The organism is Streptomyces sp. H27-C3, from assembly GCF_030063415.1.
In the GTDB taxonomy this organism is placed as follows: domain Bacteria; phylum Actinomycetota; class Actinomycetes; order Streptomycetales; family Streptomycetaceae; genus Streptomyces.
On the sequence record NZ_JASITA010000012.1, the window covers coordinates 166353 to 179240 of the forward strand.

A 12888-nucleotide genomic window follows, 5' to 3' on the forward strand; every position below is an offset into this window, starting at 1 on the left:
TCATGCGGTTCGGACGCACGTACGAAGAGTTCGAGGTCGGCGCGGTCTACAAGCACTGGCCCGGGAAGACCGTCACGGAGTACGACGACCATCTCTTCTGTCTGCTCACCATGAACCACCACCCGCTGCACATGGACAGCAACTACGCCGAGAAGACGACCGACTTCGGCAAGAACGTCGTAGTCGGCAACTACATCTACTCGCTGCTGCTCGGCATGTCGGTCCCCGATGTCTCCGGCAAGGCCATCGCCAACCTGGAGGTCGAGTCGCTCAAGCACATCGCGCCGACCTTTCACGGCGACACGCTCTACGGCGAGACGACCGTCCTCGACAAGACGCCGTCGAAGTCCAAGAGCGACCGCGGGATCGTCTACGTCGAGACCAAGGGCTACAAGCAGGACGGCACCGTCGTCTGCGTGTTCCGGCGCAAGGTGATGGTGCCGACCGAGACGTACATCAAGGAGCGGGGCGGCGAGCAGCCCGGCCGCCCCGAGCCGAAGAGCCAGGAGAAGCAGCGATGAGCCGTCTCGCCCAGACCCACGGTCTGACCGACATCCAGCAGGAAATCCTGGCGACCGTAAGGAACTTCGTCGACAAGGAGATCATCCCTGTCGCGACGGAGCTGGAGCACCGGGACGAGTACCCGGCGCAGATCGTCGAAGGCCTCAAGGAGCTCGGCCTGTTCGGGCTGATGATCCCCGAGGAGTACGGCGGCCTGGGCGAGTCCCTTCTCACCTACGCGCTCTGCGTCGAGGAGATCGCACGCGGCTGGATGAGCGTCTCCGGCATCATCAACACCCACTTCATCGTGGCGTACATGCTCAAACAGCACGGCACCCAGGAGCAGAAGGACACCTTCCTGCCGCGGATGGCGCTGGGCGAGGTGCGCGGCGCGTTCTCGATGTCCGAGCCGGCGCTCGGCTCGGACGTGGCGGCCATCACGTCGAAGGGCGTGCGGGACGGCGACGAGTACGTCCTGAACGGCCAGAAGATGTGGCTGACCAACGGCGGAACGTCGAATCTGGTGGCCGTTCTGTGCCGGAGTGACGAAGGACACCCCGAGGGCACCGCCCCGCACAAGTCGATGACGACCTTCCTGGTGGAGAAGGAGCCGGGCTTCGGTGAGGTCCGGCCGGGCCTGACCATCCCCGGCAAGATCGACAAGATGGGTTACAAGGGGGTCGACACCACCGAGTTGATCATGGACGGACTGCGCATTCCGGCCAATCGGGTACTCGGCGGGACCACCGGCCGAGGGTTTTACCAAATGATGGACGGGGTAGAAGTCGGACGAGTCAATGTGGCGGCGCGTGGTTGTGGAGTCGCACACCGTGCGTTCGAGTTGGGCGTCTCATATGCCCAGCAACGCCACACTTTCGGCAAGCAGATCGCCCAGCATCAGGCGATTCAGTTCAAGCTCGCCGAGATGGCTACCAAGGTTGAGGCCGCGCATGCGATGATGGTAAACGCAGCTCGCAAAAAGGACTCCGGAGAACGAAACGACCTTGAGGCAGGGATGGCGAAGTACCTCGCCTCCGAATACTGCAAGGAGGTCGTCGAGGACGCCTTCCGTATCCATGGTGGTTACGGGTTCTCGAAGGAGTATGAGATCGAGCGCCTCTACAGGGAGGCGCCGATGCTGCTGATCGGTGAAGGTACCGCTGAGATCCAGAAAATGATCATCGGTCGCCGCCTCCTCGAAGAGTATCGATTCCAGGGTTAATTGTCCTTTTAGTGGCGAAATCGCCGCGAAATGGATCACACTCTGTCATCGGCTTCAGGCCGCCGACTCGGCTTCTGGCTTGCCCAGTTGTGGCTCGTAACCGCTACCATCGCCGGAAAGCCGCCGTCCCCCGTTACCAGCGCGGCATCATCCGCTACGAAGGTCATCCATGCCCCACAGCCAAACCTCTGCACCACGCGACGGTCTCCTCAACGGACGCCTTGCTCGCGGAGCATCGCCGTGGCTTCTGCCGACTGTCGCCACTGCGGCGTTCAGCCTTGCCCGGGCTCGCAAGTCCGGCCGCTGGGCCGCTGTAGCCGTGCCCACCACCGCGCTCGCGGCGGGCATGCTGTGGTTCTTCCGCGACCCCGAGCGCGAGATCACTCAGGGCCGGGTCATCTCCCCGGCCGACGGAGTGGTGCAGAGCGTCATGCCGTGGAAGGACGGGCGGACCCGCGTCGCGATCTTCATGAGCCCGCTGAACGTCCACGTCAACCGCGCGCCCCTCGCGGGCACGGTGACGTCCGTCGAACACATCCCCGGTGGATTCGTTCCGGCGTTCAACAAGGAGAGCGAGAACAACGAGCGCGTTGTCTGGCACTTCGACACCGAGCTCGGTGACATCGAGATGGTGCAGATCGCCGGCGCCGTCGCGCGGCGCATCGTGCCGTACGTACCTCAGGGCACGAAGCTGGAACAGGGCGAGCGCATCGGCCTGATCCGCTTCGGCTCACGTGTCGACATCTACCTTCCGGAAGGTATCGACGTAGCGGTCGAGGTCGGCCAGACCACTACCGCGGGGGTGACTCGCATTGACCGTGATTGATCCCGAGACACAGGCCGGCTGGGTGCCGGAAGCAGACGACGAGGACGACGCGGAGGACATGCCGCTGTCGATGAGGCTGTCGATAGCGGACACCCTCACACTCGGCAACGCGACGTGCGGATTCATGGCGGTGTACTTCACCACCACCGGGATCCTCATTCCGCACCTCACGGGCAGTGACGAGAGCGGCATGGCGCGTCACAGCGCCGCTACCGCCGTCATCCTGATGCTGCTCGCGGCGATCTTCGACCTCTGCGACGGGCTCGTGGCACGCAAGCTGCGCAGCTCGCCGATGGGTGCGGAGCTGGACAACCTCTCCGACCTGATCAGCTTCGGGCTCGCCCCGGCCTACTTCGTACTCGTGTACGGAATGGTCGCGGACGACGCCCACCAGCGGGTCTCCGCGCTGGCGGCGATCGTGGTGCTGCTGGCGGTGGTCCTGCGGCTTGCCAGATTCTCCTGCGTGACGCTGAAGGACGGCATGTTCCAGGGCATGCCGAGCCCCTTCGGTGCGCTGACGGTCGTCTCGATCGTGCTGCTTGAGCTGCCCTTCGTGCCGACGCTGCTCGCGATCATCGGTGTGGCGTGGCTGATGGTGAGCCGGGTCGAGTACCCGAAGCCGCGGGGTGTCCTCGCGGTGGCGATGCTCGGCTGGATCGTGGCCGCGATGGGGCTGCTCGCTGCCTGGGCGTTCGACGCCCCGGGCGGGCAGCTGCTCCTGCAGACCGGCTGCGCGCTGCAGGTGGTCCTGGGCGCGGTGATTCCGCTCTTCGCCACAGCGCGGCGCGTGAACACCTTCCGCTACAACCGCCGCGAGGCGCGGGCGGCCCAGCTGCCGTAGCGGCGGCCTGAAGGCGCTGCGAGAGGGGCCCCGGACCGTGACGGTCCGGGGCCCCTCCTGTCGTCGTAGGCGTCGTCGTACGCGGTCAGCCGCCGACCGTGAAGGACTCGGCGGCCTTCGCCATCTGCGCCTCGCGTACGGCCTTCAGACCGCCGGGCACCGCCTTGTCCGGCTTCATGATCAGGCTTTCGCGGGTGGACGGCGCGGCCGGGTCCGAGAAGTCGTGGGTGAGCCCGAAGCCGCTGTCGAAGGCATTGAGGGTGAGCAGCGCCTTGTCGATGCCCTCGCGGGGGAGGTTCTTGTCGGCGCAGGCCGTCTTCAGCACTTCCCCGTAGACCTTGGCCCCGGTGCAGCCCGCGACGACTCCGTTGTCGAGACCGTCCTTGGGGTACGCGGCCTCGTACTCCTTGGCGAGTTGGCCGGAGCGGCCTCCTGGGAGCCGATGGGCAGGGTCGATGCGACGACGTAGTAGTCCTGGGTCAGGGCCGGCCCGGCCTGGGTGCCGAGCAGCTGTGGGGCGAACGCCGAGTTGCGGGATGGTCTTGGCGGTGACGCCGTCGCCGGTCCTGACGCCCTCCGCGTCCTGTTTCCCGTCGTCGCTCTTGCCGGCCTTCTCGCTGCACCCGGCGACGGTGAGGGTCAGTACGGCGAGCACCGCCGCGTACCTTCGTGCCTTCATTTCTTCTCCCCTGGAGTGATGAGACGCGTGAGGCCGCCGCAGCACCACCGCGACCACCGCGGCGCCGTACAGATAGCGGGATGCCTCGCCCGGCGAGACGCCGCCCGTGCCGGGGGCCGAAATCAGCGGGAGTGCGTCGCTGTAGCGGTCGAGCAGACGGGGCAGCAGTGAGACGAAGGCCGGGACGGTTTGGGCGATCCGGGCGGCCATCAGCGGAGCGAGGCCCAGCGACGGCTCGTCGAGCAGGAGCAGTCGGGGCCGGCCATCAACGCCCTTCCCAGTGCGAGTATTTGCTGCTCCCCGCCGGAGAGGAGACCGGCCCGCTGATGAACGCGTTCGGCCAGGACCGGGAAGAGTTCGTGGACGCGGGCGAGCGCGGCGGCGTTCTCCTTGCGTCCGCCGCGCGCGCCGAGCGCACCGGCCCGCAGCTTGTCGCCCACCGTCATTCGGGCGAACACCTGGCGGCCTTCGGGGACTTGGACCACTCCGGCCGCGACGACCTGGGCCGCGTTCATCCGGTCCAGGGCGCGCCCGTCGAAGGTCGCGGTGCCCGCGGTCACGGCGCCACGGTGGAAGGGCAAGGTGCGTGAAATGGCCCGCAGCAGCGTCGACTTGCCCGCCCCGTTCCCCCCGAGGACGGCGACGACCGCGCCGGGCGGCACCTGGAGCGAGACGTCGCACAGCGCGCGCACCGGGCCGTATCCCACGGACAGCCCACTGCCTTCCAGCGAGGCCACAACCGTCCCCCTTCCACCAATTCGCCCTGCCGACCTGTACAGGGACACAGGTCAACACCGGTGGGCCGCACCGTCCACGGCGCGGGGTCGAATCGCTGCGCATGACCAGCGGCGGCAGATCCGGATTGTGCACGCGCACAAGGGCCTGTCGCCCGGCGCGCTTTCGGTGGCATCCTCACCAGCCATGAGCGGCCGCAGAGCACGCACTGATCGTGAATGGTCGGTCCTGACAGGCGTCTCCGACATGCTCCTGGAGCGCGTTCCGCACCTCACCGACCTACTGATGGGTCAACTGCGTTCACATTCAAGCCAGTTCGATCTCGCGGTGCCGGGCGACGAGCACTGGAAGCAGATCAACGAGGCACTGCGGTACGGCATCGAGGCCATCACCGCGCCGCGTTCGGCGCCGCGCAAGGACCTGGAGTACGCGGAGCGTCTCGGTCGGCGCCGCGCCGAGCAGGGGCTCCCGTTGGATCTACTCCTCTACGCGTACCGGCACGCCGGGTACCTCGTCTGGGACGAGCTCCTGCGGGTCGTGAGCGAGAAGGAGCCCGACGCGCTGCCCGTGCTGGTGCACACCGTTGCGCAGATGTGGGCGGCCGTGGACCGGCAGGCCGCTACGGTCGCGGACGCCTACCGCAGCACCGAGCAGGAGATGCAGCTGCGCACCGACGAACGCGTGCAGGCCCTGCTCGACGCCCTGTTGGACGGCCAGTCGGCCCCCGGGCTCGCCGCGCGCGCGGCGGCGGGCCTCGATCTGCCGGAGTACGGGCGGTACGCGGTGGTGGTGCTGCGGGTGGAACGACGGGAGAACCGGGAGCCGTTCCACCGGGTCGCCGCCGCCGGTATGCGCTTCTTCTGGCGGATGCGTACGGACCACGAGGTCGGCGTCGTCGCGCTCGGCGACGACGCCGGCCTCTCGGAACTCGCCGACGAGCTGGGCCGCCGGTGCGCGGGCACCGGCGGCATCAGCCCGGTGGTGGCGGGCCTGGCCGACCTCGGCCCGGCCCGCCGGCTGGCCGAGACGGCGCTGCGCACCTGCGGCGCGGAGGCGGGCATCGTACGGCTGGATCAGCGGCTGCCGACGGCCCTGGTGGTGAGTCAGCCGGATCTGGCCGCGCGACTGGTCGCCGATGTGTTCGGCCCGCTGCTCGATCTGGACCCCGGCGACCGTGCGGTGCTCCTGGAGACGCTGGACGCGTGGCTGAAGTCCGAGGGTTCGGCGGGCCGGGCGGCGACGCGGCTGTACTGCCACCGCAATACGGTGTTCAACCGCCTCAGGAGACTTGAGCAGTTGACGGCTCGCTCGCTGTCCCGGCCGCGGGACCTGATCGAGATGACGCTGGCCCTGGACGCTTTCCGGCTGTCGGGCGCGTGATGCTCGCGGCGGCGGCCAGCAGTACCGGGGCCGCTGCGAGGGCGAAGCAGACGGCGAGCGGGACGCGGCCCACCAGCAGCCCGAAGAGCGCCGCACCGGCCGAAGCCCCCGCGTTGAAGGCGGTGTTGACCCAGGCGCCGGCGCGGGTGCGGTCGCCCGCGGGTACGGACGCGTCGGCGATCAGGTAGGCGGTGGTCAGCGCCGGGGCGACGAAGATCCCGGCGAGCCCGGCCGCGCCGATGAGCACATACAGATGCGGCGAGAGTCCGGCGGGGGCCAGCACGAGGCCGAGCCCCGCGACCAGGAGCGGCAGACGTACCCGGTCCGGCATACGCCAGTTGACGGCCCCGTACGTGAGGCCCCCGACGGCGCTGCCCGCGGACAGGGCCGCCAGCACCCAGGAGACGGCGGCGGGTCGCTGCTGCTGGTCGGCGAAGGCGACGACCAGCAGCTCCACGGCGCCGACGCACAGCCCGAGCCCCGCCGCGGCGGCGATCGGCGCGCGCAGCGCACGCGCGACGGGCCTGCGCCCGGCAGGCGCGCCCTCGTCGCGTACGGCGTCGGCGGTGGCGCCGGAAGAGCTCTCCGCCATGCGGACAGCCGGGGAGGTCGCGAGGCCGAGGCCGCCGGCCAGGACGAGTGCGGCGCCGACCACCAGACCGGCGGCGGGCCGCAGCAGCGTGGCCAGCAGCCCGGCCAGCAACGGCCCCGACACATAGAGCAGTTCCTCCGCGACGCCGTCGAGACTGTAGGCACGCTGAAGCAGTTGCCGGTCGGGCAGCAGCCGGCTCCAGACGGCCCGTACGACGGGCCCGAGCGGGGGCGTACAGGCGCCGGTCACGGCCGCCGCACCCACCAGCAGCGCGGCGGGCGCGTCCGGCCACCGGGTGACGGCGGCCAGGGCGACGAGCAGCGCGGCGTAGGCGAGGATCATTGGTGGCAGCGCGCGACGCGCCCCGTACCGGTCGATGAGGGCCGCTCTGGCGGGCGACAGCAGGACACTGGCCAGCCCGAAGAGGGCCATGGCGGTACCGGCCGACGCGTACGAGCCGGTGGCTTCCTGGACAGCGAGGATGAGAGCGAGTGGCACCACGCCGTAGGACAGCCGCCCGAGCAGCGCGGCGGCGAAGGGACGGCGGGAGTGCGGGGTGCGCAGGACAGCGCGGTAGGTGACGGCGCGCGAAGGCGCCGACGGGGGCACAGACATGATGGGTGATTCCCTCGGTGGGCAGCGCGCGTCAAGGGGCGCTGCGGGCGTACGGGGACTCCTGAGCACCGCACCGGCCGACGAGGGCGGGTGCGGTCGGCGGAGCGAGTCCTATACGCCGCGAGGGAAGATCACGCGCGACACGCTAACAGGTACTCCACGCGTGCCGATAGGGGCGGGGCACGAGCCCCTATCGGCATGTGTGGAGTAAAGAGCCGTACGCCCCGGGAGGGCGCTCCGGTCAGAGCAGGAAGTCCCGCGCGATGGCCTCGGCGGCGCGCTCCAGGAGCGGCCCCGCCTCGGCCATGGACCGGGCCTGGTCCGGCTCCAGTTCGGCCAGCGAGTAGGCACGGCGTATGCCGGCCTTCCCCAGCGCCTCCGGGAGGAGGGCAAGGCGGCCGCAGACCGCGATGACCTCGATGTTCTTCGCACGGGCCGCCGCCGCGACGCCTGCGGGGGCCTTGCCGTGCAGGGTCTGCTCGTCGAGGGAGCCCTCGCCGGTGATGACCAGCGTGGCCCGCTCCAGGGCGGCCGCGAAGCCCAGGACGTCGAGCATGACCTCGATACCGGGGCGGAAACTCGCGCCGAGGCCGACGAGCGCCCCGTAGCCGATGCCGCCCGCCGCGCCCGCGCCCGGGGAAAGGGCGTACCTGGCGGCCTGCGGGCCGACGGCCTTCTCCAGCACCGACGCGTAGTGCCCGAGGGCGGCGTCGAGCGTGGCGACGTCCTCCTCGGTGGCGCCCTTCTGGGGTCCGTACACCGCGGGCGCGCCCTTGGGCCCGGTCAGCGGGTTGTCGACGTCGCTGGCGAGGACGAGGTCCACGTCGGCGAAGCGGGCGTCGATGCCCGCGAGGTCCGCGGTCACCAGGTCGCGCAGCCCGCCGCCGCCGGGGCCGACGGGCTCGCCCGCCTTGTCCAGGAAACGCGCGCCGAGCGCGGCCAGCATGCCCGCGCCGCCGTCGGTCGTGGCACTGCCGCCGACGCCGAAGACGATCGTGCGGGCGCCCGCGTCGAGCGCCGCGCGCAGCAGCTCGCCGGAGCCGTACGTCGTGGAGGTGAGGGGTGCGAACACGCCCTCGGGGAGGTGCTGGAGGCCCGAGGCCTCCGCCATTTCGACGACCGCTGTGCCGTCGCGCAGGGCGAAGGCCGCGGTGCGCTGCTCACCGAGCGGTCCGGTGACCCGTACCTCCCGGCGCTCGAACCCGGCGGCGACAGCCGCCGCCACTGTGCCGTCGCCACCGTCCGCGACAGGCAAAGCCTCGACGTGTACGTCGGGGACGACCCGCCTGAGCCCGGCCGTCACCCGCTCCGCGACCTGCACGGCCGTGAGCGAACCCTTGAACTTGTCCGCTGCGACGAGCACGCACGCGGTCTCAGTTACTGCTCCGTCCGTCACCTTGTCATCCCTTGCTTTCGAACAGGCAGTCGCGCCGCCCCGACCATATCCGAGGAGGGAGCACCTGCCCATGGGGGTCCATCACGACCAGGCCACTTCGACCGGTCAGCAACCATTTCGTACCACTTCGTTACCCCTGCGCGCCCTGGTCAGCCGGCGGCGGTCGCGCGGGAGTCGCACATCCGACGCACCGCCCTACCGCCCTCGCCGATCGGCACGCTGATGTGCTCGAAGACGTCCTCCAGCAGGTCGATGTCCCCGGTCCGCACCAGCGGCCCCGGCCCGTCGGCCGTCGGCCGCCGACGCGGGCCCGGCGCCCGTCACCACGGCCGCCACGGCCGCCACGGCCGCCAGCACGTGCACACATCGCTTCATCCGGCATCCACCTCTCTTTCGAACGACTCAGGCATCACCGAAACGGTACAAATCTCCCATGCCCGGTGCGCAGAAGGGGGGAGCCCTGACGCGTCGCCCCGGAAGTCGGCGATTCACGAGCGGCGACGACGGTCGACACTGTCGGGGCGATCAGCGCCCGAGGTGTCGCGGCACGCCCGCCCGAACGCCACGAAGCTCGCCGGGCGCGCCATGGCCCGCTGCGGCACAATCGGCGTGGCCATACCGGTCACGGGCCACCCCGAGCACGTCGACCACTGCCCGGAAGCTGCTCGGCCGAATCAGGACTGTCCGCCAACTGCCAGGCGCTCTACGGTCTGTTGACCCGGTGCCTTCACTCTGTGTTGTACCGATGTGCACCAACTGGTCGGCAGCACGGCCTAACGTCCCCGGCGTCATACGTTCTTCCGTTCCGCTACGAACCTGGAGAGCCCATGCGCACACTCATCGGTGGAGTCCTGACCGCCCTCGCCGCCGGCGCCCTGGTGGCCCAGGGCACCCTGTCGGCCGGCGCGGCGGAACCTTCCGTACCGGCCGCGGCGGGCAAGGCGAGGCATCTCCCCACCGAGATCGGCGGAGGCGCCTGGAAGTCCGGGCACGTTCAGGGCGTGGCCATCGACCGGCGCAAGGGGTTCATGTATTTCTCCTTCACGAACCTCCTCGTCAAGACCGATCTGAGCGGCGAACCGGTGGGATCCGTGTCCGGCTTCACCGGGCACCTCGGGGACCTGGACTTCAACGAGGAGGACGGCCGGGTCTACGGCTCGCTGGAGTACAAGTCCGCGAAGGCCTTCTACATCGCGATCATCGACGTGGACCGCGTCACCCGAACGGGCATGGACGCCAAATCCACCGACGTGGTGTCCACGGTCTACCTCAAGGAGGTCGTGGAGGACTACACGGCCGACATGAACGGCGACGGGAAGTTCGACGGGGACACCGCGAAGACTCCCGACCACCGGTACGGGTGCAGCGGCATCGACGGTGTGTCGTTCGGCCCCGACCTCGACAACGGGCGCGTCGGGCGGTATGGCAGGCAGCAGCTGACCGTCGCCTACGGCGTCTACTCGAACACCACCCGCAAGGACAACGACCACCAGGTCCTGCTCCAGTACGACGTAGGCGGCTGGCGCGAGTACGAGCGTCCGCTGCCGGAGAGCGCCTCGCACACCAGCGGCCCCGGGCGTGTCGGCGGCAAGTTCTTCGTCTTCACCGGCAACACCCGCTACGGCGTGCAGAACCTGGAGTACGACGCCACCAAGGGCAACTGGCTGATGGCCGTCTACAAGGGCGCCAAGCCGCAGTTCCCCAACTACTCGCTGTTCATCGCGGACGGCTCCAAGCGCGCGGTCAACGGCCCCATCACCGGCCAGCCCGAGCCGGAACGCGGCAAGCTGCTGTCCCTGCTCCCCAAGGGCCTGCACCACGCGGCGTCGAACACCTACGGCTGGGAGTCCGGCGGTCAGTACGGGCTGGTCGCGCTCGGCGGCAGCCGCTACTACCTCACCGAGGCCGGCACGGTCCTGGAGGACGGTGTCACCAAGCAGACGGCCGTCTCCCTGCTGCACCGCTGGACGGGCCGGACCCCGACCCCGTTCAAGAGGATCGGGGGCTAGTGCCGCGCGAGGCACTAGCGGGTCCGTCAGAACAGCGGCGCCTGCTCGTCGGCCGCCACTCCGCTCTCGAAGGCCAGCAGCCGCTGCTTGCGGTCGAGACCGCCGCCGTAGCCGGTGAGGCTGCCCGCGACGCCGATGACACGGTGGCAGGGAACGATGATGCTGACCGGGTTCTTGCCGTTGGCCAGGCCCACGGCACGGGAGGCGGCCGGGTTGCCGATGCGCTCGGCCAGTTCGCCGTACGACCAGGTCTCGCCGTACGGGATCTGCTGGAGCTGCTCCCAGACGCGCTGCTGGAACGGGGTGCCCGCCAGGCGCAGCGGCAGGTCGAACTCCGTCAGCTCGCCCGCGAAGTACGCGTCGAGCTGGCGGACGGTCTCACCGAAGGGGCCCGGGTCACGGTCACCGAAGGTCTCCTCGGCAGGCCGGTGACGCTGGTCGGTCATGTAGACGGCCGAGAGCGTGCCCTCGGTCGCGATGAGCGTCAGCGGCCCGTAGGGGCTGTCCGTAACAAAGTGCTGCTTGTACGTCATGTCGTCCTGGCCTTCTGCCGTGTTCCTACGCGGGGAGATGGTTGATGGCGTGGTCCTCGGTGGCCCACAGGTACTGGACGGCGTACGCTCGCCACGGCCGCCAGGCCGACGCCCTCGCCGTGAACGCGGCGGGAGTCGCCGGGAGCCCCAACTCCTGTGCGGCGCGCCTGATTCCGAGGTCCGTCGGCAGGAACGCGTCGGGGTCGCCGAGCGCGCGCATCGCGATCGCCTCGACCGTCCAGGGGCCGAATCCGGGCATCGCCATGAGCTGGGCGCGAGCCTGTTCCCAGTCACTGTCGATGCCGAGCCGGAGCGTTCCGTCGTCCAGCGACGAGACCAGCGAAGTAAGCGTGGCCCTGCGGCTGCGCGGCAGCGCCAGCGCCTCGGGGTCCAGCCCGGCGAGCGCACCGGAGGTCGGGAAGAGATGGGTGAGGCCACCGGCCGGGTCGTCGACGGGCACTCCGTGCGCGGCGACGAGGCGGGCCGCGTGGGTGCGGGCGGCGGCCGTGGAGACCTGCTGACCGAGCACGGCCCGTACCGCGAACTCCGCCGCATCGGTGGTGCGCGGCACCCGGCGGCCCGGGGCCTTGTCGACGAGCGGGGCAAGCATCGGATCGGTGCGCAGCTGGCCGTCGACGGCGACCGGGTCGGCGTCGAGGTCGAGCAGCCAGCGACAGCGGCTGATGGCGATGGTCAGATCGCGCAGGTCGGTCAGTGAGAGCAGGCAGGCGATGTGGTCGGGGCGCGGGGTGAGGCTCGCGATGCCGTGCCCGTACGGCAGATCGAGCGTGCGCCGGTACGCGCCGTCGCGCCACTCCTCGACGCCGGGGACCGCGGTGGCGGCGAGGTGGCCGAAGAGGTTGGCGGGGTTGAGCGGGACCCGGAACGGCAGCCGCAGGGAAATCACCCCGGGGGTCTGCGGCTGCTTGGCGCCGCGGACGCGCAACTCCGACGGGGAGAGCGCGAAGACCTCGCGGACCGTGTCGTTGAACGTACGGACCGAGGAGAACCCGGCGGCGAAGGCGACGTCGGCCATGGGCAGCGGGGTCGTCTCGATGAGGAGGCGCGCGGTCTGGGCGCGCTGGGCGCGGGCCAGGGCGAGCGGACCGGCGCCCAGCTCGGCGAGGAGCTGGCGCTCGACCTGCCGGGTGCTGTACCCGAGGCGCCCGGCGAGCCCCGGCACCCCTTCGCGGTCGACGATGCCGTCGCTGATCAGCCGCATGGCCCGGGCGACGACATCGGCGCGCGCGTTCCACTGCGGGGAGCCGGGACTGGTGTCGGGGCGGCAGCGCTTACAGGCCCGGAAGCCGGCCTGCTGGCAGGCGGCGGCGCTCGGCAGGAAACTCATGTTCTCGACCTTGGGCGGCACGACGGGGCAGCTGGGGCGGCAGTAGATCCGGGTGGTCAGGACCGCCGTGAAGAACCATCCGTCGAAACGCTGATCCTTCGACTGAACAGCCCGGACGCAGCGCTCCGTGTCGTTGTGCATGGCGTCGATGTGCATGACTCAAGCATCGGCCACCCCACACATCAGGGCTGGCGAGAATCCGACATCAAGG

At 70.0% G+C, this 12888-nt stretch carries 10 protein-coding genes and 2 pseudogenes; 6 read left to right on the forward strand and 6 right to left on the reverse strand.

Going from position 1 to position 12888, the window contains the following annotated elements:
• Positions 1-2 precede the first annotated feature (2 nt).
• From QMK30_RS14555 to pssA, 4 genes are all read left to right on the forward strand, one after another.
• Positions 3-521, forward strand: coding sequence for a MaoC family dehydratase (locus QMK30_RS14555; protein WP_283518235.1), 519 nt, complete (start codon positions 3-5; stop codon positions 519-521).
• Positions 518-1723, forward strand: coding sequence for an acyl-CoA dehydrogenase family protein (locus QMK30_RS14560; protein ID WP_283518236.1), 1206 nt, complete (start codon positions 518-520; stop codon positions 1721-1723). The genes QMK30_RS14555 and QMK30_RS14560 overlap by 4 nt, the downstream gene beginning before the upstream one ends.
• 169 nt (positions 1724-1892) lie before the next feature.
• The gene (locus tag QMK30_RS14565) at positions 1893-2549 is read left to right on the forward strand and encodes a phosphatidylserine decarboxylase (RefSeq protein WP_283518237.1); all 657 of its coding nucleotides are present in this window, start codon (positions 1893-1895) and stop codon (positions 2547-2549) included.
• Positions 2536-3390, forward strand: coding sequence for a CDP-diacylglycerol--serine O-phosphatidyltransferase (gene pssA, locus QMK30_RS14570; RefSeq protein WP_283518238.1), 855 nt, complete (start codon positions 2536-2538; stop codon positions 3388-3390). Before QMK30_RS14565 ends, pssA begins: the two co-directional genes overlap by 14 nt.
• An 85-nt stretch (positions 3391-3475) precedes the next feature.
• Here the strand turns inward: pssA and QMK30_RS38790 are convergent.
• A pseudogene (locus tag QMK30_RS38790) lies at positions 3476-3936 on the reverse strand (ABC transporter substrate-binding protein); the annotation flags it as partial.
• A 316-nt stretch (positions 3937-4252) separates the two neighbouring features.
• Positions 4253-4806: pseudogene (locus QMK30_RS14580) on the reverse strand (ABC transporter ATP-binding protein); the annotation flags it as partial.
• Positions 4807-4990: 184 nt separating this feature from the next.
• On the opposite strand from QMK30_RS14580, the gene QMK30_RS14585 reads away from it, so the two are divergent.
• Positions 4991-6184: a PucR family transcriptional regulator gene (locus QMK30_RS14585; RefSeq protein WP_283518240.1), complete on the forward strand. Its 1194-nt coding sequence runs from the start codon at positions 4991-4993 to the stop codon at positions 6182-6184.
• Here the strand turns inward: QMK30_RS14585 and QMK30_RS14590 are convergent.
• Both QMK30_RS14590 and QMK30_RS14595 read right to left on the reverse strand, forming a co-directional pair.
• A complete protein-coding gene (locus tag QMK30_RS14590) occupies positions 6084-7391 on the reverse strand; it encodes an MFS transporter (RefSeq protein ID WP_283518241.1) in 1308 nt (435 codons plus the stop codon). The two genes, QMK30_RS14585 and QMK30_RS14590, sit on opposite strands and share 101 nt — an antisense overlap.
• 241 nt (positions 7392-7632) lie before the next feature.
• Positions 7633-8787, reverse strand: coding sequence for a glycerate kinase (locus tag QMK30_RS14595; RefSeq protein ID WP_283518242.1), 1155 nt, complete (start codon positions 8785-8787; stop codon positions 7633-7635).
• 827 nt (positions 8788-9614) lie between these two features.
• Between QMK30_RS14595 and QMK30_RS14600 the strand changes: the two genes are divergently transcribed.
• Entirely contained in the window at positions 9615-10796 is a 1182-nt protein-coding gene (locus QMK30_RS14600) for a hypothetical protein (RefSeq protein ID WP_283518244.1), read from the forward strand.
• 26 nt (positions 10797-10822) lie between these two features.
• Here the strand turns inward: QMK30_RS14600 and QMK30_RS14605 are convergent, their stop codons facing one another.
• Complete coding sequence (locus QMK30_RS14605) at positions 10823-11329, reverse strand: methylated-DNA--[protein]-cysteine S-methyltransferase (RefSeq protein WP_283518246.1); 507 nt, start codon at positions 11327-11329, stop codon at positions 10823-10825.
• A gap of 25 nt (positions 11330-11354) precedes the next feature.
• Positions 11355-12818: an AlkA N-terminal domain-containing protein gene (locus tag QMK30_RS14610; protein ID WP_283518292.1), complete on the reverse strand. Its 1464-nt coding sequence runs from the start codon at positions 12816-12818 to the stop codon at positions 11355-11357.
• Positions 12819-12888 lie beyond the last annotated feature (70 nt).

What these genes read in the sequence shown, in the direction of transcription:
- QMK30_RS14555 (WP_283518235.1), top strand. Translation starts at nt 3, where the DNA reads ATGCGGTTCGGACGCACGTACGAAGAGTTCGAGGTCGGCGCGGTCTAC.
- QMK30_RS14560 (WP_283518236.1), top strand. Translation starts at nt 518, where the DNA reads ATGAGCCGTCTCGCCCAGACCCACGGTCTGACCGACATCCAGCAGGAA.
- QMK30_RS14565 (WP_283518237.1), top strand. Translation starts at nt 1,893, where the DNA reads ATGCCCCACAGCCAAACCTCTGCACCACGCGACGGTCTCCTCAACGGA.
- QMK30_RS14585 (WP_283518240.1), top strand. Translation starts at nt 4,991, where the DNA reads ATGAGCGGCCGCAGAGCACGCACTGATCGTGAATGGTCGGTCCTGACA.
- QMK30_RS14590 (WP_283518241.1), bottom strand. Translation starts at nt 7,391, where the DNA reads ATGTCTGTGCCCCCGTCGGCGCCTTCGCGCGCCGTCACCTACCGCGCT.
- QMK30_RS14600 (WP_283518244.1), top strand. Translation starts at nt 9,615, where the DNA reads ATGCGCACACTCATCGGTGGAGTCCTGACCGCCCTCGCCGCCGGCGCC.
- QMK30_RS14605 (WP_283518246.1), bottom strand. Translation starts at nt 11,329, where the DNA reads ATGACGTACAAGCAGCACTTTGTTACGGACAGCCCCTACGGGCCGCTG.
- QMK30_RS14610 (WP_283518292.1), bottom strand. Translation starts at nt 12,818, where the DNA reads ATGCACAACGACACGGAGCGCTGCGTCCGGGCTGTTCAGTCGAAGGAT.